The sequence below is a fragment of the Stenotrophomonas sp. YJH_SMC_27 genome (genome assembly GCF_059369815.1).
Genome location: NZ_JCAFTA010000018.1, coordinates 18,738 through 39,935, shown reverse-complemented (window position 1 = coordinate 39,935; position 21,198 = coordinate 18,738). Strand labels below are relative to the sequence as shown.

Here is a 21,198-nt window from a genome sequence, read left to right as displayed (position 1 = left end):
CTGGGGGCACGGGGAGAACATCACGGGCGCATAAGCAGTTGCCCCGGATTTCTCGTTGGGGCAAGTCCTGGCAGTTGATCTGTGTCGGGGGCCTGTCGGGCGACTGTCATGTTTCCAAGTTCGGCACCCTCCTAATCTGGGCTCCCTACCCCTCCGGAGTTATCTTCTATGACCACCAAGACCCCGCCTCGCCTGCTTACCGCTGCTGAGGTTGGCGCCTGCATTCGCCAGTTCCGCCAGTTGCGTCATTGGTCGCAAGAACAATTGGCCGAGATCTCGGGCCTGAACGTGCGAACAGTTCAGCGGGTTGAGCAGGGTGACTCGGCCAGTTTCGACACCCGTCGCGCACTGGCGCGCGCCTTCGATTTCAATGACATCGATGCACTCAACAAGCCTTTCTCGCTGCCGACAGACGAGGAACTGCAGGCGGCGCAAGCGCAGTTTGAGCGCGACTACATCACCCTGGCGGTGTCCCCGCTTGCTGCTGGGCGCGAGCTGGCCAGCCTGATCGTTTCGTGCGACATGGATCTGTCCGAACCGGCTTTCGAGCTGTCGCGCGAGGCGGCGAGCGAGTTTGCTGCACTGGTCGACTACTACCGTGACTATCGCGACTGCCAAGACCTGTATTCAGAAGTCGACAAGCTAGACATCTACGACGGGCTGCAGCAGCGCATTGAGGTCCTGCGGGAACTGGGAGTATCACTGTCGCACGGTCAGCGTAAGGTCGTCATTCGGATGGGCTCAGGTATGCCGATGGATGCCACGGTCCTGTACGTCGTGGCGTTTCGCCTCGGCCACGAGTGCAGTCAGATCGTAACTCCTAAGGCAGCACGCATCGGCTGAGTCAGCATTCATTAGATCGATAGTGGTGGCGATACATCTGACAGATGTCTATTGATCGCGCCGTCGCAGTACAGTCCCTGGAGGTTGCCCTGCCTTAGTCAGCGATAGCGCTGGTCCGGCCCCAGCACAAGACCCTGATTCGTGCGACAGCAAGGTTCTTAGCTTTCGAGGCAGCGAATTTTTGATGTGCCCTGAACCCTCGCGAAGATCCACTATGGAGACGCCGTCGATTTCTGGATCCAGACCTAAGAAGCCCTCGAGTTCTGGATCCACAGGCAACTCGTCCTTGAGTTCCTGACTGCGCACCTGAGTGGTCAAGCTCCGCCCGGGTGAAGGCTCTGCGCCCAGTACTCTAGGAACTCCTCTTGAGCAATCGTTTCGATTGCGCCTGGCCTGGCATGCCGCACCATGTGGATGGCATCCGATGCCCGCTTGGCCTCGCCAGACTGCAGCAAAAGCATGGCAGCGACCGTTCCCGCGCGTCCCAACCCCCCCTTGCAGTGGACCACGATCCTTTGACCGCTCAGCATGTCAGCGACGAGCTCAGCACTTAGCTGTAGCCAATCTTTGAGGAGTCTGTCGTCTGGTGCGGCTCCATCAGTGATTGGCAGTCCATGCCAAGAGATGCCCTTCCCCGCCACTATCGCCGGTAAGCTCTCGATTCGAAGGTCCTTGAGCTCCCAAGGCTCAAGCAAGGTGACTAGGTGAGTGGCACCCCAGTCCTGAATAGCCGAGACGTCCACATCTAGGTCTCTCGCCCATGCTCCAGTCATGGCGACTTCCTGGTACTTGCCTGGCGCAAATGTCACCCCTATGCCGCCTCCATGGGCTCCAACAGGCAACTCTGCAATCAGTAACGGGTGGCTAGCGCTGGTGCGCATCATTTCGGCTCTCCCAACATGCGGTAACGTTCTGCGTCGTGCGCCGGGGCGCTCCCCGCTCATTCGCTGCACGGCTAGGATATCGGATGTTCAGATATCGTTGAACTGGAGAGAACACCTAAGGGTCAATATCGGAAAGTCAGATAGACAGTCTGTGGGCAGGTTGATATCCTGACAACTGGTATCGCGATTTGAGGGCTGTGTGGCCTATGTCGTTAGCCAACCGACCCTCATCGCGCCCTGGCCAGAACTGGACAATTTCGTTCGTTCAATAGGTCCCTTTCTTGCGTGCGCGTGGTGCGCGCTAGAGCGCTCAAGAACGGCTAGTTCGCCGGTAGCTGCTGAGGGGTTGGCCTCGCAGGCACTTGACACGCTTGCGACGCTGCGCGTCCTCCATCGCGAACCAGTCGAATGTTCTCGGCTGGCCGCAAGATCTCTGTATGAGCCCCTGGCTTGGTCCTACAAATCTCCGTGGTCTCGCAGTGACTTGAACCTTGAGTCGGCATTGACCCGGTCGCTCACCCAGTGGGCGGCTGAGTGCACGCCCAGTGCGAGGCGGAATCTCGGAATTTCACTGGCATCCACCGAAGCTCGAGCGTACTTGGCAAACCTTCTGCGGAAGCATCGGTTGGACCCGAAGCTAGGCGACGGGCTTCAGTCGATTGGATCGCCTGAATGGAATGCGCTCAGCTTGGGGCGTAAGCGCTACGTGCTGTGGGCGAGCATGCGAAATTCTGCCTCGGAGTTCATACAAAGCGGTTTGGATGAGCATGCCGCGAGGCGAGCACTTGATCGCGAGATAAAACGCAGATGCATCTGGTTAGCTGGACGCGAGCAAGCTGGAACCCTCGCCCGGAAGGATTTTTGCTTCTTGCCTGGTCAGGGTTGGCGTCAGCCGTTGATCCTGGACGTTGCAATGGAGACTTTCCTGCCGCTGGGCATGGCGTACTGGCTGGAACCTAGCGGCAGTTGGCAGCTTTAGCTTCTAGTCTGAGTAGACCGACCAGCTGCCACGGGTCCATGAGATGGTTTGAGGGGGCTCAGGACTCTATCGCGGTAAACGCCCCCCCAGGTCTATATCGACGGTTCTCCAACGAAGCGCTGGACCTTGGTTGACCGGCGAGCCTGTGGCCCATTGGACGCTGGCCAAGAGATGGCCCTCTAGTACTCGTTCAGTCGCTTACGGATTGCCTCGATGGCATCGTCCAGTCCCGCGTCGTCCTCGGGGTAAGGAGAACAAAACAGTTGAACCGGGACCCAGCAATGTTCCTGTCCCGGTTGTACATAGGGGGCGTAATCATCTAGTAGCCATGCAGAGCCGATGGGCTGGGAAACGTTGGCAAGATCCTTCGTCGGCCCAGTCCAGTCTATGTATGGCAAGCGGGCAAACCAACCCGGGGCCGCTCCTTCGCAAGCCAATAGGTCGGCAATCTCGCGAAATCTAGGCTCCGGAACTGTGGTGAAGATGACTAGACCCTCAAAGAGCGACTTTGCCGACTCCAGAAATTCGTAGAGGCCCGGGCGCGGGATCTGGCTTACAGCGTTGGAAATCAGCGTTCCTTCTAAGTCCAAGGCGAGGATGGACGGGCGCATTGTGTAATGGTCCTCTTTGGCGGGGGTGAACGTCGGTACCGCTACCAAGCCCCGCCGGAGGGTGATCCGCCGGCGGGGCTTGGTAGCATCAGACATCTTCGAACTCGCTCGCTTGCTTGAGTTGGTTCTCAAGGAAATCAATGCGCTTCTGAAGATCGGCACTTAGATAGGCTTTGTCCGTAAAGTCCATTGCTGTCTCAGGGATCATCTCCAGCTCGACGCGTGTGGATGTAGCTTGACGAATCGCCAAGGTGGTCCAGGCCTTATCGCCCTTGACGAATCCGACAGTGAATCGAGCCGTAACATGGTGTTCGGGCTTGAGGCCTTCGATGGAACGGAAATCGCTGCGCACCTTCGACGTGGCTACAGGCTGTACATCGCCATTGATGTACAGCGCCGCATTCCAGCTCGCTTCGCTCAATGGCAGTGTTGAGCGGTTGATGATGCGGGCGGTGATGACTGGCTTGGGCCCAAAGAAGCTGTTTTCCATCCGGAACTCTGGATCAACCGCACTGACCCTCTTTAGCTCGGCGATAGTAGGAAGTTGATCGTTGGCCTCCTGTCGTAGCGCTTCTATCTCCTTGGGATTGCTATCCCTGATGTGCTTAACCTGCCCTCTCACCACCTGCCTTACGGAAGCGTTTGGGTAGGTCTGGTTCAGTTTTTCAAGAAGGTCGGCAGGGATTCGTGAGAAAAACAGCCGAATCGTCTCTAACACCATGATTCAACGAGGAAACACCCCTCGACGTCAGGCAGTTCGTGGATTACAGACCTAGGCTTGATTGAACCAGAAGCCGCGTGACACAGGCATTCCTGGAGTACTGCTCAGGCACGCGTGCCCTTCTTGAATATTGGATTCAAGAGTTTCCACGCTCCTGACCCAACGGAAACCTTCAAGAAGGCTCTGACCGTCGCCTGATCCATTGCAGTAGTTCCTCGTGCGGGATCGTACGTCCAGCGTCGACGTCGGCCATACCCTCGCGGGTCCGCCGTTCCTTCTCTTCCTCGGTCAATCCCGGAAGGAGTGCTAGTAGCTTATCTTCAGGGCTCATAGGCCGATGAGCTGTGCTCAAGTTGGCTTGATTCTCGTGAAAAAATATGGGCAGGATCTGGGGATCATCCAAGCCCGCCGGCAAAGGCAGCGATACGTCGTGGACCGCCAAGTCGATGATGACGTCCAAATCTGAGCATAAGGGCTGTATGGCGGTGGTCACCAGACGAGCCGCCCGCTCGGCGAAAGCCAGGTCCACCACCAGCCAGATCAACAGACCGGGAGGCTGTTCGACGCCCCCTGACGAGTGAGTTTCCAGGAGATAGGCCGACGAGACGAAGTCGGCGTGCTCAAGGCTGCCGCTGATGGCCGGAGCGAGCCAAGCCGGCGCGGCCTGGGCAGGTCTCACCGCGAACTCCGCCGGCGCCAGACGTTCCACCCTGGCCAGAAAGCCCGTATCCAACAATGTCGCAACCTCTTCCGGGTACAGGACAACGCCGCCGTAGTTGGGATTGAGCATCAACGTCGCGCCGCGAGTACCGGTTAGCAGCTCACGGCCTGAAACTCCCAGAATTCTGACAGCAGACGAGCTGGCCGCCTGCGCCTTGTCGAGCGAGGTAAAGAAAGGGATCGCATCGAAACCGTCAGGATGGCGGAACTGGACCAGCCGCAGTGTCTGCGCGTCGTCCGAGATGGGCGCATGCACGTACACGATCGCATCCATCAGTCGCTTGAAGAATGCGCGTTCCTCGGCCGCACTGTCGCGGGCCCGTTCAAAGGAAGCCTCCAGCGCTGTCTCCGCAGACGTAGTCCCTCTTCCACGCGGCCTGCTCGGTTGCTTCATGGTCAGATGCGATGAGGGCCGAGCGGGTACCCGGAGAACCAATCCGCCTCGATCTCGCTGCTCAGGTAGGGTCGTACGAAGGCCGACTGGGTCAGCGCTCGCAGCCGCTCTTCGTGCTCAGCAATCGCCTCGATGTCGCTGACGGTTGGATAGTGCCGCAGCAGTCGATATGCCTCTTGCCGCACCTCTTTAGGCACGGCTTGGCTGGCCGCTAGCTGCCTGAGGAACGCGCCCGCCTGCAGCACATTGCGGGTGCGCTCAGATGGCATCGTCATGACATCAAGAATGACTAGCACTAAGGAATGCTTAGCTTATCGCGTTTGTGGCCGGCCAGGGCACGGTGCAACTACAGACCTTGCGATTCCTGTATTAATGTAATATAATCAATAACTTAATTCGCATAAGTGAGCGTTATGTCCATGGAGTGAGGGCCAATAGGAACGAGCAGGTAGCCTGAGCCTTCCCATGATGGGAAGGTCAACAACGCGGGACGGATTACCACTCAACTTGCCTGTCGTTTGACCTTCCCACCGTGGGAAGGCTCATCGTCACGCCGTCGGCAAACCGCCGATGCTTTTGGAGGGTTGTCCATGAATCTCGTTGTTGAAGGTATGACCTGTGGTCACTGTGTCCGAACGGTCACCCAAGCCATTCAGGCCCTTGACCCCCACGCCCAGGTGGACGTCGATCTGGGCAGTGGCGTGGTCAAGATCGAGGGCCTGCTTGCCGTAGAACAGGCGGTTGAGGCTATCCAGCGGCAAGGCTATGTGATCGCTGCGGTGCTCCCTTCTGAGGCTGGTACGCCGGCCGCCCCGGCCGTCGCATCCTCCTGCTGCGGCGGATGCCACCGCTGAGTCCGCGCGAGGGCTTGATCCTGATCAATGACAGTCGGCCCCAAGAGGGCTAGACTGGCCATCATGAGAGCTCGCACGTCCCCTGCCCTGATCTGCCCAGCGTCCGCAGGCGCTGCTTCGGGCGTGCGGGAGCTGTCATGGTGAGGCTGCTGAGGCGATGGCGGCGACCCCGTTCTCGTGCCCGACTGGCATGGCTGGGACTGTGGGCGCTGCTGCTGCAGCAACTCGCGCTGGTGGCTTACGCCTGTCCGCTGGAATCGGTGGAAGCTGGACAAGCGACCCTGATGGTCGGTTGCGAAGAGATGTCCACGCCGGATCCCGATGCTCCGGCGTTGTGCGACCAGCATTGCCAGCGCGATCACATCGCCACGGCCGATGCGAAGGCCCCTCAAGTGCCTTACCAGCCCGCGCTGGCCGCCTTCGCGCTGGTGCAGGCTCTGTTGCCACCGGTACACGCGCAGTTGTATCGGGATGTTCCGGTGTGCGTGTCCGATCCGCCTCCCCTGCAGCGCTTTTGTAGCCTGCTGATTTAAGCCCCCTCCTGGATTGACCCGTGCTCGTGCTGCATGCGTTGCAGCGCGCTCGTTGTCGTTTCCCGGAGGTCTTATGGAGATGTCTTTCTTCTTGCGTGCAAGGCGCAAGATGGCGTGTGGGTTCGTGTTTGCCCTGGCGCTCAGTGGTCCTGTGCTGGCGGCATCGCCCGCTATCCCGATCAGCTACACAGAAGCCCTACAACGGGCGCTTGCTAACGCCCCAACCCTGCAGGTGCGCCGATCGCAGATCGATGCCAGTACCGAAGAAGCCGCGCGTGCTGGCGCGCTTCCCGACCCACGTTTGATCGTGGGGCTGGCGAACTGGCCCGTCAGCGGACCCGATGCCTTCAGCTTGCGGGCCGATGAGATGACCACCCAGCAAATCGGTCTGATGCAGGAGTTTCCTGCGCGTGCGAAACGACGTGCCGAGCACGCCTTGGCGCAAGCGACGCTGGCGCAAGCGCGCTCACTGTCGATGGCCGAACAGCAGATGGTGGCCCAAGCGGCCGCGCTGGCCTGGATCGAGCTGTGGAGTACGCAGCAAGCCGTAGATGCGTTGGAAGGTCTGCGCGAGCCGGCCCGTATAGCCGAGCGTGCGGCGCGTGCTCGCTTGGCAGGCGGCACGGCCGGGGCCAGTGATGTGCTTGCCGCCCAGGCCGCCCTACTGCAGTTGGACAATCGCCTGGAGCAGGTACATGCGGAGCACGCCGCCGCGCAGGCCGGCCTGGCGCGGTGGTTGGGTATTGCACCAGAGGCGATCTTGGCCAGTGGTGCGGCACCGGATTTTTCGCAGTTGCCATTGGAGCCCACCCAACTGCTGGCCAAACTGGACCAACACACGCCACTACTGGGCTGGGAGGCACGCGAGAGCTTAGCCCAGGCCCAGGTGGATGCGGCCGTGGCCGAAACCCGCCCGGATTGGAGTGTGGAGCTCACCTACGGACGTCGCGAGCGCGCACCCGACGGCATGGCGCGCAGCGACATGCTCATGGTGGAAGTGGGTGTGGGCCTGCCGCTGTTCCAGAAGAACCGCCAAGCACGAGGCATCGCGGCACGGCGGGCCGAGCTGGAGGCGGTGTCCGCAGAGCGCGATGAGGCCCGGCGCATCCAAGCCGAGTCGGTGCAACGCGCGATAGCGCGATGGCGCGGGTTAACCGGCCAGTTGGAGCGCCAGAACACGCAGAGCCTGCCTTTGGCGCGCGATCGTGCACGCACGGCGTTGGCCGCCTACGGCGCCGGTGCCGACCTGCAGCCGTGGCTGGAAGCGCGGCGCGATGAGATCGAATTGCACCTGGAGAACGCCCGTCTGCTGGGCGAACAGGGCCGTGCCTGGGCGGCACTGGCCTATCTGCTACCCCATGAGGAGAACACGCCATGAGCCCGACCAAGACGCGTCTCACACAGCTCGCCGTGGCCCTCGGGTTGCTGGCGCTCGGCTTTGCCGGCGGCTACGCCTGGATGACTCGAACCTCTGATACCACCCCGCCCCCCGGCACGAGCGTCGCAGATCAAGCACGCAAGGTGCTGTACTGGTACGACCCCATGGCGCCGGAGCAGCGATTCGACAAGCCGGGCAAATCTCCGTTCATGGATATGGAGTTGCTGCCCAAATACGCAGATGAGGCCATAGGGGGCGGAACGCAGATCGATCCGCGCCTGCAGCAGAACGTGGGCATACGCACTCAGGAAGTGACGGTAGAGTTACTAGGGACTGCCGTACGCGTGCCGGGCACACTGACGTGGGATCTGACCCAGGAAAGCGTGATCAGTGCGCGCATGGAAGGCTTGATCACCCACGTGCAGGTAAAGGCGCCGTTTACCGAGGTTCGTCGTGGTCAAACGCTGGCCACCGTGCAGGCCCCGGCATGGAACGCGGCCATCGCCGAAGCACATGCCCTGAGCCAAGCTCAGTCCGCGGGCGCGCGTGAGCTGCAGGGTGCGGCGCAACAACGGTTGCGTTCGTTGGGTGTTCCTTCTGGCGCCTCGGCCAGAAGTGGCGTCGTGCTTAGCGCAGACCACAGTGGTGTCGTGACCGAGATCCTGGCACGCGAGGGACAGACGGTGATGCCCGGTACGCCACTGTTCAAGATCAATGGGCTGGACACGTTGTGGCTGGAGGCCTCGGTACCCCAGGCAGCGCTGGGCACCTTGCGGCCGGGGACCTCAGTGCAGGCCACGGTCAGTGCCTGGCCGGCAGAGCGCTTTGCCGGACAGATCCAGGCGTTGCTTCCCCAGGTCGACATGGCTAGTCGCACGCAGCGGGCGCGAATTGTGCTGCGCAACCCGCAGCGTCGGCTGGTGCCGGGCATGTTCGCCGAGGTTCTGGTGCAGCCCGACGCCGAGCAGGCCCTGCCAGTCGTTCCCACGGAGGCGCTGATCGCCACCGGGCGGGACAGCCGGGTCATCGTGCAGGATCCGGACGGGAGCTTCCGGCCAGTGCGGGTGAGTGTGGGACGTAGCGTGCAAGGGCGCACGCAGATCGTGGCAGGCTTGGCCGGTGGTGAACGCGTGGTCGTCTCGGGTCAGTTCTTGCTCGACTCCGAAGCCAGTCTCTCCGGTGCGTTGGAGCGCCTGGGTGCTGCACAACCGACACGCCCTGCCAGCGCATCAGGTGTGCACGAGCGCCATGACGCCGGGCACGAACCACGCACTGTCGTGCCGTCACCGTCCAGACAGCCGGCGCCTGTCGCGCCAGACACCTCCACCTCTACGCCGCCGCGCTGCCCGGTGCAGTACTGGTATGACCCGATGGTGCCGGAGAAGCATTTCGACAAGCCGGGCAAGTCACCGTTCATGGATATGCAGTTGGTACCCAAGTTCGGCCCCGCCGCAGCCGCTGATTGCCAGGCAAGCGAGGTCATGTCCGAAGCGATGGAGGGCACACCATGATCGCGCGCCTGATCCATGCTTGCATCGCCAATCGCGTGCTGGTGCTGGTTGCCGCCGCGCTGCTGGCGGTGGTCGGTATCTGGTCGGTAAAGAACACGCCGCTGGATGCGCTGCCGGACCTGTCCGATACCCAGGTCATCATCCGCACGCAATGGGCGGGGCAAACCCCGCGCATCATCGAAGACCAGGTCACCTACCCGTTGGCCACCACGATGTTGTCCGTGCCGGGCGTGAAGGCGGTACGCGGCTTCTCCTTCTTCGGTGATTCATTCGTCTACATCCTGTTTGACGATGCCACTGATCTTTACTGGGCGCGCTCTCGAGTGCTCGAGTACTTGAGCCAGGTACGCGATCGACTTCCGCCGAATGTGAATCCGGCGCTGGGTCCTGATGCGACAGGACTGGGCTGGATCTACCAGTACGCCTTGGTGGATCGAACAGGTCAACGTGATGTGGGGCAGCTGCGTGCGTTGCAGGACTGGTTTCTTCGTTATGAGCTAAAAACCGTGCCGGACGTGGCTGAAGTAGCCAGTGTGGGCGGTGCGGTGCGCGCCTGGCAGATCCAGCCCGATCCGCAGGCGTTGGCGGCCCGTGGACTGACGGTGGCCGAGCTCATCGAGGCGGTGGATGCGGCCAACGGCGCTACCGGGGGCTCGGTGATCGAACAAGGCGAAGCCGAACTGATGGTGCGCAGCGAAGGCTACCTGCGCACACAGGAGGCGTTCGAACAGGTGCCGGTAACCGGCAACGACGGCATCCCCGTCCTGCTCGGCGAGGTGGCCACGATCAGTCGCGGGCCGGTCTTCCGTCGTGGTATCGCAGAGTTGGATGGTCAAGGTGAGGTGGCCGGCGGCGTGATCGTCCTGCGGACCGGCAAGGATGCCTTGGGGGCCATTCGGAACGTCAAAGCGCGACTGCAGGCGTTGCAATCCAGCTTGCCCGAGGGCGTGGAAGTGGTGCCGGTGTACGACCGCTCCGAGCTGATCCAGGATGCGGTACGCAACCTCACCCACAAGCTTGGCGAAGAGTTTCTGGTCGTAGCGCTGGTATGCCTGCTGTTCCTGTGGCACCTACGCTCGGCGTTGGTGGCCGTCATCACCCTGCCTTTGGGTATCCTGGCGGCCTTCATCGTGATGCACGCCCAGGGGATCTCCGCCAACTTGCTGTCATTAGGCGGCATCGCCATCGCCATTGGTGCGATGGTCGATGCAGCGGTGGTGATGATCGAAAATGCACACAAGCATCTGGAGCACTGGCGGGAGGCGCACGGCCGGGAACCTCAGGGTGAGGAGCGCTGGCAGCTGATGGCCCGCTCGGCGGCCGAGGTCGGACCGGCCCTGTTCGCCAGCTTGCTGGTCATCACCCTGTCTTTCGTGCCGGTTTTTGCCCTGCAGGCGCAGGAAGGGCGATTGTTCTCGCCTCTGGCCTACACCAAGACCTACGCGATGGCCGCCGCAGCAGGGTTGTCGGTGACCTTGATCCCCGTCTTGATGGGCTACCTGATCCGCGGCCGCATCCGCCCGGAACAGCAGAACCCCATCAATCGCATCCTGATCGCTGGCTATCGGCCCATCCTGCTGTGGGTCCTCAAACATCCCGGTGTCACCTTGCTGCTCAGCGGCCTGCTGCTAGTGCTCACCTTGATCCCCTTTAGCCGGTTGGGCAGTGAGTTCATGCCGCCCTTGGAAGAAGGCAGCCTGTTGTACATGCCCACGGCCCTGCCCGGCCTGTCCGCCGACAAGGCCCGTCAGTTGCTCCAGCTCTCGGGCCGGATGATCAAGACCGTACCGGAGGTTGAGCACGTGTTCGGCAAGGCGGGCCGTGCCGAAAGTGCGACCGATCCGGCACCGATCGAAATGTTTGAGACCACCGTGACCTTCAAGCCGCGGGATCAATGGCGCCCGGGCATGACCCCCCAGAAGCTACGCCAGGAGTTGGACGCAGCGGTCAAGATTCCCGGTCTGACCAACCTATGGGTCCCGCCCATTCGCAATCGCATCGATATGTTGGCCACCGGCATCAAGAGCCCGATTGGGATCAAGGTCTCCGGACCCGATGTGGAGCAGATCGAGCGCCTGAGCCAGCAGATCGAGCAGGTGGCCAAGACTGTGCCCGGCGTGAGTTCGGCACTGGCCGAACGCGTCACGGGTGGGCGCTATGTCGATGTACAGGTGCGCCCGGAAATCGCTGCACGTTACGGATTCACTCAAGGCCAACTCCAGCAACTGATTGCCACGGTCGTTGGCGGTGATCCAATCGGGGAAACGATCGAGGGGCGCGAACGCTATCCCATCGTCTTGCGCTACCCCCGTGGCCAGCGTGACTCGTTGCAGGCCTTGCAGGATCTGCCGCTGATCGCGCCAGGCGGTGTGCAACTGACCTTGAGCCAGGTGGCGGAGCTGTCAATCAGCCCAGGCCCGCCGATGCTCAAGAGCGATAACGGCCGGTTGGTGGGCTACATCTACGTGGATGTGGCCGATCGCGACTTGGGATCGGTGGTCCAGGACCTGCAAGCCGCGGTGCAGACCCAGGTGAGTTTGCCTGCCGGCTATGGTCTGGCGTGGTCGGGGCAGTACGAGTATCTGCAACGGGCTTTGGCACGCCTGCAATGGGTGGTGCCCGCGGCGTTGGCGATCATCTTCCTGGTCATCTGGATGGTGTTTCGCCGGCTTAGCGATGTATCCATCATCCTGCTCAGCTTGCCCTTGGCGTTGGTGGGCGGTTTCTGGTTGATCTGGGGGCTGGGCCATGCGATTTCGGTGGCCAGCATGATCGGATTCATCGCCCTGGGCGGCGTTGCGGCTGAGTTCGGCGTCATCATGCTGCTGTACCTGCGTCATGCCTGGGAGCAGCGCTTGGCCAGCGGTGCGCCGGAAGATGTGTCTACCCTGCAAGAGGCTATCTACGAAGGCGCCGTGCAACGGGTGCGCCCGAAGGCGATGACGGTAGCCGTCATCCTAGCCGGGTTGTTTCCGCTTTTCGTCGGTGCCGGTGCCGGCTCGGAGGTCATGCAACGTATCGCCGCGCCGATGCTGGGTGGCATGCTCACCGCACCGGTGCTCTCTATGGTGGTGATTCCCGCAGCGTTCTATCTAGTGCGGCGACGTGGATTGCGCGCGGCGCGGGGCGACCAATGAGAGACAGACTGAGCACTTGAGGTAAGTCCCCACAAAAAGACGCCAGTCATGGAAGAAGTCATGACTGGCGTCAAAGGGGAGAGTACCGCCTACATGCTTACTTATCAGTGCCCGGCGTGCGGGGAAATCTCAAAGCTCAGCGACGCCCGATCCGACACAAAATCCAAACCCTTTTGTGTAGAGGGCACAATGTGATTGGTGTGGATGTACCAGGTCTTGGCGGTGGTCACCTGGAAACTGGCTTGGCCTTGGGCATCGGTGCGCAGGAGCGTAGCGCTACCGTGCCCACCCTTGACCGGTGCGTCAGCACGATGACCGACGTACACGCGTAGGTTGGGCACTGGCGTGCCCTGCTGCAGCACCTGGAACGACAGCTGTTCGCCGACCTTCACGCTTCCAGGATTGCGGGCCAAGCGGATCTCCAGCGGATAGCCCAGCGAGGCAGCGAAATCGTCGGTCAGTTTTGTGCCCACCTGTCCAATGGTACGAGCATGCTTGGTATAGCTATAGGTGACCCCTTTGGGAAACTTGCTCGCATCATAGGTGGCCAGGGTATCGGGCAAGTCTTCCAACTCCAGGTACTTGCCGAACTCGCTGGCCGTACGCGTGCTGGTGGAGGCCATCGTCGAGACCCCCAGCAGATAGGTGCCCTCGCCCGCCGGATGCACGGTGAGCTGGCTCTGCTTGCCGACCTCTTTCCAACTGGCCAAGTCCGGTGCAGCCTTAGCGCCGCCCTGACTCAGCGAAACGTCCTGTAGACGCGCTCGGGTGACTGCACCTGCACTTTCATCGAAGGTGCCATTGTTCACCAACGCTGTGTTCGCCTCGCCCGCTGCGGTGCCAGGCTTGGAGAAAGCGACAAACAGGTCGTGCGCACCGGCACTGCCGGCCACAGCGAACAGCAGTAGTGTGGCGGATAGTTGCGTGTTTCTCATGATGTGTAGCTCCTCGTGATCGTGGCTTACCAGTGGTAACCAAAGCGGACATTCCAGCGACGACCCAGCAAGTCGTACGTCATGGTGTCGGTGTCGGTGTTGGGGTTGTTCTTCACGAACGGCGCCTTCTTATCGAGCACTTTTTCAACGCCGGCGGAGATATCCCACTTCTTCTTGATGCCGTAGCTCAGTTGCAGGCTGTGGTACACCACGCTGGACACATGCGAGCCGATCGTGTCGGGCACGGCGATGATGTCGTCCGCGCTGCCGATGTACTGCGCCGAATAGACGCCGGTCCAACGGTTCTTGCCCATACGCAGTGAGCCCAAGCCACGCCACTGGGTGTAGCTACCCAAGCCGCTGGTGATCTTGCCGGCGTACTCAATGGTGGTGGCCCCGGGCGTGAGCGCCCCCAACCCACGCGGGGTGAGTCTGGAGGTCCTGGAAGCCCTGCTGGATCTGGTCATGGCCTCGGGCAAGGTACGTGTGGTCGACGTGGCGGAACTGTGTCCGCCCCTGGATCCGGATCAAGCCACCGCACGTGTGGCCGCGCGTTTGATCCACCGAATGGTCAGTGCGCAGGCTCAGTGAAGTGATATCGGCTGGCAAAAGGCAGTGAGCTAATGGGAACGCTCAGCCAGCAACTGCTTCATTTGCGCGATCTCCTGTGTCTGCGAGGTAATAATGTCCTGGCAGAGCTTCACCAACTCAGGATCCTTCAGACGATTCTCCTCACACATCAGGATGGCGCCAGCGTGGTGGGGAATCATCGAACGGATGAACTGTTTGTCAGTGACCGCTGCTTGAGTGCGAATGCCCCACCAGCAGAACAGCATGAACGCCACCGTCAGACCAGCCAGAATCAGATTGCGTCGGCGATCGGGGTACATGCTGGACATTAGCCACAGCTCGATCAGCAGCATGGGAGCGGCCATCAGGCCCGCCATGTAGAACTGGTTCACGTTGTTATAGACGTTAGCCCACTGATCGACCATTGCGTACATCAATGCGTACATGGCCACGAAAGACAGGCCCATCATCAACAACAGGCGGCCGTAATGGCCTTGATGCCCTTGTTGTGCCTGGTGGGCAGGTTGGTGTGAGGCGTGCGGTTTTGCGTGCTGGGACTGCGGGTCTTGCGCGTTTTCGTGCGTACCGTGCGAAGAGGACATAACAATCTCCGTGGGAATGGCAGAACGGCGGAAGAACCCGCGAACTGTTGGAACAGCTCCCGGGCTGAGAACACTTACATACCCTTGCCGGCAGCGAATTCCTGCGGGCTCAGCTTGCCATCTTTGTTGCTATCGAGCATGCCAAAGTGCGGCGCCAGCTTGTGCTTGGCCAGTTCTTCCTTGGACAGCGAGCCGTCCTTGTTGGCATCGAGCTTGGTGAAATCGGCATCGGCCGCCGCCGGCTTGTGCTGACCGTGGTCGGTGGTGGGCGTGGTGGTCTGGCCGCCGGCGAAGGCCGCGCCCGCCATCAGGAATAAGGCCATCATCGAGAGGGAGGCATAACGCTTCATTGCAGTACTCCTTGTGGGATATGAGCCATCAGTGACAGGAATGGCCGCGCGCAGGCTCATCGGCGCGGTCAGGGTGGGGGGTGGCAACAACGGTGGAGCCGGACAAACGCAGGGCATTGGTGACCACCGAAACCGAGCTCAGGCTCATGGCCAGGGCCGCCATCATCGGACTGAGCAAAAGGCCGAAGCTGGGATACAGCAAGCCGGCGGCGATAGGCACGCCGATGGCGTTGTAGACGAAGGCGAAGCCCAGGTTCTGCTTCATATTGGCCACCGTCAAAGACGAGATGGCACGGGCTTGCACGATGCGCCTCAAATCACCCTTGACCAGGGTGAGCTGGGCGCTGGACATGGCCACATCCGTGCCCGTCCCCATCGCGATGCCCACATCGGCTGCCGCCAGGGCCGGCGCATCGTTGATGCCATCGCCAGCCATGGCCACGCGACGACCCTGGGCTTTGAGTTGCTGGACCAGGTCGGCCTTGTCCTGCGGCTTGACGCCACCACGCACATCCTCGATGCCCAGCGTGCGCCCCACGGCCTCGGCCGTCGCCTGTGCGTCACCGGAGGCCATCACCACGTGCAGGCCATCGGCACGTAGCAGGTTCAAGGCAGGCAAGGTCGTGGCTTTGATGGGATCAGCCACCGCAATGGCGCCGGCCAACCGACCATTGACCGCCAGGAACATCACGCTAGCGCCTTCTTTCCGAAGACGCTCGGCGCTGCTTTGCAAAGGTGCTACATCGGCGCCAACCGACGCCATCAGGCTTTGGTTGCCGAGCACGACATCCTGATCGGACACGCGCCCGCGGACGCCTTGGCCGGTGAGCGAATCAAAATCTTGGGCGGCCACCAGGTTCAAGCCACGTCGCTGGGCTTCAGCCACGATGGCCTCGGCCAAGGGGTGCTCACTGCCCTGCTCCAAGCTGCCGGCCAAACAAAGGATCTGATCGGCGTCGAAGCCGGCGTTGGAGAGCGTGTCGCGAAAGGCTGGACGCCCCTCGGTCAACGTACCGGTCTTGTCCACGATCAACGTGTCGATCAGACGTAGCTGCTCGATCGCCTGAGCATCGCGGAACAGGACCCCGACCTGCGCAGCGCGGCCAGTGGCGACCATGATCGACATGGGGGTAGCCAAACCCAAGGCACACGGGCAAGCAATGATCAGAACCGATACGGCATTGAGGACGGCAAAGGTCCAGGACGGTTCGGGTCCAAACAGACCCCATCCGAAGAACGTGAGCACCGCCGTGGCCAGCACGGCCAGGACAAACCAGTACGCCACCTTGTCCGCCATACGCTGCATCGGCGCGCGGGAGCGCTGGGCTTGGGCTACCAACTGCACAATCTGCGCCAGTACCGTCCCGGATCCGACTTTGTCCGCCCGGATGACTAAGGCGCCCGTCCCGTTGAGCGTGGCGCCTATAACGTGATCACCGACAGCCTTCTCCACCGGAATGGGTTCACCGGTCAGCATCGACTCATCGACACTGGCGCGGCCTTCGATGACTTCCCCATCGACCGGCACCTTCTCGCCCGGTCGTACGCGAAGCAGATCACCCACGTGCACGTGATCCAGCGCAACGTCCTCTTCGCCCCCATCGGGTTTGACGCGGCGAGCCGTCTTGGGCGCCAATCCCAGCAGGGACTTGATGGCCGCCGAGGTTTTGGAACGCGCCCGCAGTTCCAGCAGCTGTCCGAGCAGGGTGAGCGAGACGATGACCGCTGCCGCCTCGAAGTAGACCCCTACCCGTCCATGCTCGCGGAAAGAGTCCGGAAACAGGTCCGGTGCCACGGTGGCCACCACGCTGTAGCCAAACGCGGCGGCCACGCCGATGCCGATCAGCGTCCACATGTTGGGGCTGCGATTGCCGATGGACTGTAGGCAGCGCTCAAAGAAAGGCCACCCCGCCCAGAGCACCACCGGGGCGCTCAGCACGAGCTCAATCCAGGTGCGCGCCTGCGTGGACAAGCCGGGCAGACGGTGTCCCAGCATGGCCAAGACCAGGACGATCAACGTCAAAGGCAACGTCCACCAGAACCTTCGGGTGAAATCGCGTAACTCTGGATTGTCGTCCTCCTCCAGCGAGGGCATCTCCGGCTCCAGCGCCATGCCGCAGATCGGACAGGTGCCGGGACCTGGCTGACGAATCTGCGGATGCATCGGGCAGGTGTAGACCGTGGCGTGGGTACCGCTGGGTTGGGCCACCGCTGCTGGGGCGGTCACTTCAACTTGCTGGGGAGCATCGTCCGTATAGCGGACGGGATTGGTGATGACCCGTCCATCCGCAGCCTCGACAGGGGCTGCGCCTGCAGAATGGTGATGGTCATGGGACGACGGTGAGTTCATGCCGATGCTCGCTTTAGTGGGGATGGACTGCCAAGGCAGTGTGCCATTGCGGGTTACACAGCTATTCGGGGCTGAGCGTCCCGAGCACTGAAACAACAATCAGGATCAAGATGGCCAGCGCGGCCTCAGCCGTAACACTCTGCCGCAAAGCCCGCACCTCCTGCGCGGGATCTCCGCTGGTCAGCGCTCGTTCCAAGCGCGGCACCAGCGTCCATCGGTGCAGCGCTCCCAAACCCAGCATTCCAGCGAACAGGGCCAGTTTGAAAAGCAGCAACTTCCCGTAGGTGCTCTGGAACAGGGCCGAAAACGACCACGCGGTGAGATCCCCGTAGTGCGCGATGCCGGACACGATGAGCGCACCAACGAAGATCGTTCCCAGCGTCGAAAAACCATGCAGAAAGTCATGCGTTGATCGCAGACGCCCGCTGCCGTTCGTCTCTTTGCCGCGCAGCAGCATGGCAAGGAACATCAGGACCGCTGCGATCCAGCCGCCTGCCGCGAGAAGATGGACGATGCCTGCAGCAAGCCGGACCGCGCCTGCCAAGCCCTCGCCAGCGGCGGCGTGGCCGTTCCATGCCAGCGAAGCGAGTGCGCCGCCCGCCAGCATCGCCCCCAGCGGGAAGGCGGTCTCCACCTTCCCGCGGCGACGATGCCATCCGAGCACGAACATCAGGGCGACCAGCAGCGCGCCTCTCGCCATGGCTGCCCGGCCCGCGGACGTCTCGAGCAGATACCAGCCAAGCGATGCGCGATCAACCTCGGCAAGCGGCATTCCCATGATGCCCGCGGTCTTGAAGACGACATCGAGCCCGGTGAGCACGAGACCGGCTACGGCACCCGCCAATAGAACGCCCATGAGTGACCACCCGGCCAAGGCGTCGGCGAGTGCCGATCGACGCGACCCGTACCAACCGAAGAGTGGAACCCCGAAAAGAACCATGATGACAAGGTATTCCAAGAATCTCAGTGCATAAGCCGACAGGTCGAACATTCGCGACTCCTCAGCGCACCGTGAAGCTGAAGCTGCCCGGCATGGGGTGGTTGTCACCACCGACGGCGCGGTATTCCACGGTATAGACGCCCGGAGCCAGCGGTCCAGGCAACTTGGCACGCAGGGTCTTGCCGTTGTTGACGATCTCGGTCGTGAAATTCTCGATCGGCATGGTGGAACTGCCGTGCTTCATGAGCAACTTGAGACGCGACGCCCGCGGAATCAATGTCTCGTTGAACACGAGATCGATCTGGCCTGGCGAGGCCACCACCGCATTTGCCGCCGGTGTGGACTGCTGCAGCGCGGCGTGGGCGTGCGCGACCTGCAGCGAAAACTGCCCGGCCGCGATTGCGAGGACGAGCGCGAAGGAGCGAATGACGTTGGACGACTTCATATGGATAAATCCTCATTGGAATGTGATGCAAAGCCCGTTCGGGAGGGGCCGCGCTGTGTTCGATGCGACAAGCGTTAGATGTCGGACTGTCACTGAAACCACGATTTGTCGGATTTTCTTGATACTTCCGCTTTCGCGAGACGAGGATCCCACCGGCTCAGGCGGGATCCTCGACGCATTACGCTGCCATGGCGCTGCAGCTTTCCGCGCAGCGGCGACAAACTTCGGCGCAGCGCGTCATCTCAGGGTCGTTCATGGCGTCGCATGCATCGGCGCACTGGCGGCAGATCTCCGCGCAGGCACCGCAAACCACGTCGTGAACGCTGGCACCGCGCAGCATCGCGTCGGCACTGGTTGCGCAGGTATCGGCACACGTCGCCAACAGGGCGATGTGCTCCGGGGCCGCGTGAACACCTCCTTTGGTCAGGCAGTAGTTGATGGTCTCCAGGCAGATCGCATGGCATTGCGTGCAGTTGTCGATGCACTCGTTCATGGCCTGGGGCCGGTGTGCTGCGGAATGGTGAGTCATGTAGTTCTCCTTCTTCCTCGCGGGCGAGAATCGGCGCGCCCGCAACACCGTCCCCTGTTGCTGCGACGGATCAGTGCTGTGCGAACGGTTCAGTGGTTCCGTCGCGATGTATCAGCTCGACCGTGAACGGCTGCTGGCGTCCCTCCGGGACCTCCATGCCCGGAGAACCAAGCGGCATCCCTGGGAGGACCAGGCCGCGTGCGTTCGGCTTTTCTTCGAGGAGACGCTTGATGTCCGCGGCCGGAACGTGGCCTTCGATGACGTATCCGCCGATCTCGGCCGTGTGGCAGGAGCCCTTTGCATAGGGGACACCCAACCGCTCCTTGACCAGACCCAGGTCATCCATGTCGTGCACATCCACGGTGAATCCCGCCTTCTGCACGTGGTCGATCCAGACACCGCAGCACCCGCAGGTCGGGGTCTTGTGGACGGTCATGCGTGGCAGGGCTGCTGGAGTCGCGTCGGCTGATTGGACGACAACCTGTGCGGAGGGCGAGGTTGTGGGTTGCGCGGATGAAGCATCCTGGGTGCAAGCACCCAGACCAGCCACGGCAAGGACCACAAAAGTCAGACGGTGCAATGTGAGCGTAGTCATTTCAATCTCTCGACTCAGCGCTTGGTCCGCGAGGACCAGTGGATGTGGACGATCCGCCAGCCGTCCGCGGTCTCCTTCAGCACCATCGTCTCGTCGCTCTGGACGGTCAGTGGCTGGCCGTCCTTCTGGGCATGCAACTCGCTTTCGGTTCCGACCCACGCGAACTCGCCAGCGGCTCGTGCGCGCTGACGGAGCAGCTGGCGATGGGCGCCCTTGAGGAACGCCGCATCGCTGACTGCGTGATGGCCCATGTATTCCTCGCGGCTGCGTTCGGCGCCCCCGGACTCGAGGATGAGAACGTCGGCAGCGAGCAGGGCTTCGACCGTGGCCAGATCGCCGCTAGACAGGGCCCTGTTGAAACGCTCCGCTACGGCGACCGCGGCCTCTGCAGTGACTGGGACGTCGACGTCCGCAGATGCCGCGGCAGCGGGGTGATGTGCGTGCGGCTGTGTCGCCTGCGCCATTGCGGGGGACACGACGGCCAGTGCCAGTGCGAGGGTGAACGAGATTGCTGTTGCGTTCATTGCGTGGGCTCCAAGAAGATCAATGGGGGTGCGCATGGCCGTCATCGGCCACGGGCGTGTGTGGTGCAGGGTGCGACTCCACCTTGCCGTCGGGATGGCCGTGGCTCACCAACCCGACTTCCGTGTCGCTGGGTGTCGGGCCGTGGTGATCGTCGTCCACGCCCGGCGGGTGCGCATGCGGCATGGAGTTGTTGCCCGGCTCGAATAAGGCAGGGTGATCCTCGGCCTTTTCGTCGTCATGGTGGCCTTGCGTCTCGCCGCCGCCATGCGAATGGCCCTCGCTGCTGTCGACAAGTTCCTTGTACGCAGTCGCGTCCAGCGTGGGCAACTTCTGCAGGAAGGCCGACATGTTCCATATGAACTCATCGTCCATGCTGCCGCCCCAAGCGGGCATGCCGCTGGCCTTGATGCCGTGCTTGATCACCCAGAACGCCTCAGCTGGAGCGACCGGCTGTTTGCTTAGGTTCGGTGGCGCGGGGTACAGGCCCTTGCTCATCTCGGTGGCCGCCGCGTCTGGTGAAAGATGGCAGGTCACGCACATGGCGTTGTAGTTGCCCGCACCCTGGCGGATACGCTCAGGATCATCAAGGTTCGTGGGTAGCTGAAGCTTGGCGGCGCGCACCTCAATGGAACGCTCGCGCGCCGTTTCAAGTAGCGCATACACCGGGCGACTATGCGGATCGTCGGCGGCCACGTTGTACACGCCCAGAGAGAGCGTGGCGGTTGCGACCACCGCAACCAATGCCACGCCGGCACCGAGCCATACCCACATCTTTTTGTTGGATTTCATTGT

General features: G+C 61.9%; 23 protein-coding genes. 7 read left to right on the top strand and 16 right to left on the bottom strand.

Annotated elements, in window-relative coordinates; genetic code table 11:
* The first annotated feature begins 168 nt into the window (after positions 1-168).
* The gene (locus AC5P7R_RS20070) at positions 169-843 is read left to right on the top strand and encodes a helix-turn-helix domain-containing protein (RefSeq protein ID WP_495214151.1); all 675 of its coding nucleotides are present in this window, start codon (positions 169-171) and stop codon (positions 841-843) included.
* Between the two features lie 314 nt (positions 844-1,157).
* On the opposite strand, the gene AC5P7R_RS20065 is transcribed toward AC5P7R_RS20070, so the two are convergent.
* The 5 genes from AC5P7R_RS20065 to AC5P7R_RS20045 all read right to left on the bottom strand — a co-directional run bounded on the left by AC5P7R_RS20065 (position 1,158) and on the right by AC5P7R_RS20045 (position 5,448).
* Positions 1,158-1,616, bottom strand: coding sequence for a cyclin-dependent kinase inhibitor 3 family protein (locus tag AC5P7R_RS20065; protein WP_021201830.1), 459 nt, complete (start codon positions 1,614-1,616; stop codon positions 1,158-1,160).
* 1,269 nt (positions 1,617-2,885) lie between these two features.
* Complete coding sequence (locus tag AC5P7R_RS20060; protein ID WP_031269101.1) at positions 2,886-3,317, bottom strand: NIF family HAD-type phosphatase; 432 nt, start codon at positions 3,315-3,317, stop codon at positions 2,886-2,888.
* An 88-nt stretch (positions 3,318-3,405) separates the two neighbouring features.
* Positions 3,406-4,038 (bottom strand): hypothetical protein, encoded by a 633-nt coding sequence (locus AC5P7R_RS20055; protein WP_021201832.1) that lies wholly within the window; start codon positions 4,036-4,038, stop codon positions 3,406-3,408.
* A 172-nt stretch (positions 4,039-4,210) separates the two neighbouring features.
* Entirely contained in the window at positions 4,211-5,152 is a 942-nt protein-coding gene (locus AC5P7R_RS20050; RefSeq protein ID WP_049401588.1) for an SseB family protein, read from the bottom strand.
* 2 nt (positions 5,153-5,154) lie between these two features.
* The gene (locus tag AC5P7R_RS20045) at positions 5,155-5,448 is read right to left on the bottom strand and encodes a BPSL0761 family protein (RefSeq protein WP_223224794.1); all 294 of its coding nucleotides are present in this window, start codon (positions 5,446-5,448) and stop codon (positions 5,155-5,157) included.
* A gap of 294 nt (positions 5,449-5,742) precedes the next feature.
* Here AC5P7R_RS20045 and AC5P7R_RS20040 point away from each other — a divergent pair, with 294 nt between their 5' ends.
* From AC5P7R_RS20040 to AC5P7R_RS20020, 5 genes are all read left to right on the top strand, one after another.
* Positions 5,743-6,006, top strand: coding sequence for a heavy-metal-associated domain-containing protein (locus AC5P7R_RS20040; protein WP_021201833.1), 264 nt, complete (start codon positions 5,743-5,745; stop codon positions 6,004-6,006).
* A 137-nt stretch (positions 6,007-6,143) separates the two neighbouring features.
* Positions 6,144-6,539, top strand: a complete 396-nt coding sequence (locus tag AC5P7R_RS20035) for a hypothetical protein (protein WP_005413404.1) — start codon at positions 6,144-6,146, stop codon at positions 6,537-6,539.
* A gap of 73 nt (positions 6,540-6,612) precedes the next feature.
* On the top strand, positions 6,613-7,917 hold the full coding sequence (locus AC5P7R_RS20030) for a TolC family protein (protein ID WP_170935783.1): 1,305 nt from the start codon (positions 6,613-6,615) through the stop codon (positions 7,915-7,917).
* Positions 7,914-9,428, top strand: a complete 1,515-nt coding sequence (locus tag AC5P7R_RS20025) for an efflux RND transporter periplasmic adaptor subunit (RefSeq protein WP_005413406.1) — start codon at positions 7,914-7,916, stop codon at positions 9,426-9,428. Before AC5P7R_RS20030 ends, AC5P7R_RS20025 begins: the two co-directional genes overlap by 4 nt.
* Positions 9,425-12,565, top strand: coding sequence for an efflux RND transporter permease subunit (locus AC5P7R_RS20020; RefSeq protein WP_005413407.1), 3,141 nt, complete (start codon positions 9,425-9,427; stop codon positions 12,563-12,565). Before AC5P7R_RS20025 ends, AC5P7R_RS20020 begins: the two co-directional genes overlap by 4 nt.
* A 104-nt stretch (positions 12,566-12,669) precedes the next feature.
* Here the strand turns inward: AC5P7R_RS20020 and AC5P7R_RS20015 are convergent, their stop codons facing one another.
* Both AC5P7R_RS20015 and AC5P7R_RS20010 read right to left on the bottom strand, forming a co-directional pair.
* Entirely contained in the window at positions 12,670-13,500 is an 831-nt protein-coding gene (locus tag AC5P7R_RS20015; RefSeq protein WP_005413408.1) for a DUF4198 domain-containing protein, read from the bottom strand.
* A 26-nt stretch (positions 13,501-13,526) separates the two neighbouring features.
* The gene (locus AC5P7R_RS20010) at positions 13,527-13,967 is read right to left on the bottom strand and encodes a TonB-dependent receptor (protein WP_229298439.1); all 441 of its coding nucleotides are present in this window, start codon (positions 13,965-13,967) and stop codon (positions 13,527-13,529) included.
* Here AC5P7R_RS20010 and AC5P7R_RS20005 point away from each other — a divergent pair.
* Entirely contained in the window at positions 13,885-14,091 is a 207-nt protein-coding gene (locus AC5P7R_RS20005; protein ID WP_005413410.1) for an arginase family protein, read from the top strand. The two genes, AC5P7R_RS20010 and AC5P7R_RS20005, sit on opposite strands and share 83 nt — an antisense overlap.
* Before the next feature lie 29 nt (positions 14,092-14,120).
* On the opposite strand, the gene AC5P7R_RS20000 is transcribed toward AC5P7R_RS20005, so the two are convergent.
* The 9 genes from AC5P7R_RS20000 to AC5P7R_RS19960 all read right to left on the bottom strand — a co-directional run bounded on the left by AC5P7R_RS20000 (position 14,121) and on the right by AC5P7R_RS19960 (position 21,195).
* Positions 14,121-14,672 carry a DUF305 domain-containing protein gene (locus tag AC5P7R_RS20000; RefSeq protein ID WP_031269107.1) on the bottom strand — a complete coding sequence of 184 codons (552 nt, stop codon included), beginning with the start codon at positions 14,670-14,672 and terminating at the stop codon, positions 14,121-14,123.
* A gap of 74 nt (positions 14,673-14,746) precedes the next feature.
* Positions 14,747-15,022 (bottom strand): hypothetical protein, encoded by a 276-nt coding sequence (locus AC5P7R_RS19995; RefSeq protein WP_005413412.1) that lies wholly within the window; start codon positions 15,020-15,022, stop codon positions 14,747-14,749.
* A gap of 28 nt (positions 15,023-15,050) precedes the next feature.
* On the bottom strand, positions 15,051-17,186 hold the full coding sequence (locus AC5P7R_RS19990; RefSeq protein WP_024957401.1) for a copper-transporting P-type ATPase: 2,136 nt from the start codon (positions 17,184-17,186) through the stop codon (positions 15,051-15,053).
* 247 nt (positions 17,187-17,433) lie between these two features.
* Entirely contained in the window at positions 17,434-18,363 is a 930-nt protein-coding gene (gene copD / locus AC5P7R_RS19985) for a copper homeostasis membrane protein CopD (RefSeq protein ID WP_017354978.1), read from the bottom strand.
* Positions 18,364-18,373: 10 nt separating this feature from the next.
* Complete coding sequence (gene copC, locus AC5P7R_RS19980; RefSeq protein WP_005413416.1) at positions 18,374-18,757, bottom strand: copper homeostasis periplasmic binding protein CopC; 384 nt, start codon at positions 18,755-18,757, stop codon at positions 18,374-18,376.
* Positions 18,758-18,935: 178 nt separating this feature from the next.
* Complete coding sequence (locus AC5P7R_RS19975; RefSeq protein WP_012480213.1) at positions 18,936-19,286, bottom strand: four-helix bundle copper-binding protein; 351 nt, start codon at positions 19,284-19,286, stop codon at positions 18,936-18,938.
* 70 nt (positions 19,287-19,356) lie between these two features.
* A complete protein-coding gene (locus tag AC5P7R_RS19970; RefSeq protein WP_012480214.1) occupies positions 19,357-19,881 on the bottom strand; it encodes a DUF411 domain-containing protein in 525 nt (174 codons plus the stop codon).
* A 14-nt stretch (positions 19,882-19,895) separates the two neighbouring features.
* A complete protein-coding gene (locus AC5P7R_RS19965) occupies positions 19,896-20,441 on the bottom strand; it encodes a nuclear transport factor 2 family protein (protein ID WP_223224792.1) in 546 nt (181 codons plus the stop codon).
* On the bottom strand, positions 20,425-21,195 hold the full coding sequence (locus AC5P7R_RS19960; RefSeq protein ID WP_005413420.1) for a c-type cytochrome: 771 nt from the start codon (positions 21,193-21,195) through the stop codon (positions 20,425-20,427). Before AC5P7R_RS19960 ends, AC5P7R_RS19965 begins: the two co-directional genes overlap by 17 nt.
* Between the last annotated feature and the right edge of the window lie 3 nt (positions 21,196-21,198).